Here is a 612-nt window from a genome sequence, read left to right as displayed (position 1 = left end):
CTTCTTCTTGGTGATATGTACTACACTGGTAAAGGCGTGCTTCAGGATTATGCTAAGGCGGTTGAGTGGTTTCAAAAAGCTGCTAATCAAGGTAATTCGGTTGCTCAAAGAGGCATGGGAATGATGTACTATGAAGGCGAAGGGGTACGTCAGGATTATGCTAAGGCGGCTGAGTGGTATGAAAAATCTGCTAATCAAGATGATTCGGATGCTCAGCTTCTTCTTGGAGCGATGTACTACCTAGGCGAAGGAGTACGTCAGAATAATGAAACTGCAAAAGAATGGTTTGGTAAGTCTTGTGACAATGGCGACCAAAATGGATGTGATGGCTATCGAATGTTAAATTAAAGATAGAGTGCTGAGTCTTAGATGGCTTGGCTTGGCGGAGAGGTTGCTAATTGACGAAAGTGCAATGAGAGCGTAAACTCAAGTGCTAGAAACGACTAACCCCCAGTGCTACCAACACTAGGGGTTAGGTGAATTTTAATCTGTGTCAGCAGATATAAAACCCATCTTTCGATACGGTCATTTTATATCAGCAGGCGCACCAACACAAGTGTGCGTGATGTTAATACTACCTGAAATATACGAAAACCTCCCTCATAAGCCCTA

At 43.3% G+C, this 612-nt stretch carries 1 protein-coding gene; it reads left to right on the top strand.

The window, feature by feature from the left end; translation table 11 throughout:
• Nucleotides 1-348, top strand: a 348-nt coding sequence (locus I6F53_RS20290; RefSeq protein ID WP_197240960.1) for a tetratricopeptide repeat protein, incomplete at its 5' end; no start/stop codon positions are given.
• Nucleotides 349-612 lie beyond the last annotated feature (264 nt).

The organism is Pseudoalteromonas sp. SWN29 (assembly GCF_015864465.1).
Taxonomy (GTDB): domain Bacteria; phylum Pseudomonadota; class Gammaproteobacteria; order Enterobacterales; family Alteromonadaceae; genus Pseudoalteromonas.
Note: the sequence above shows the minus strand (reverse complement) of the source record. Positions and strands in the feature narration are given on the sequence as shown.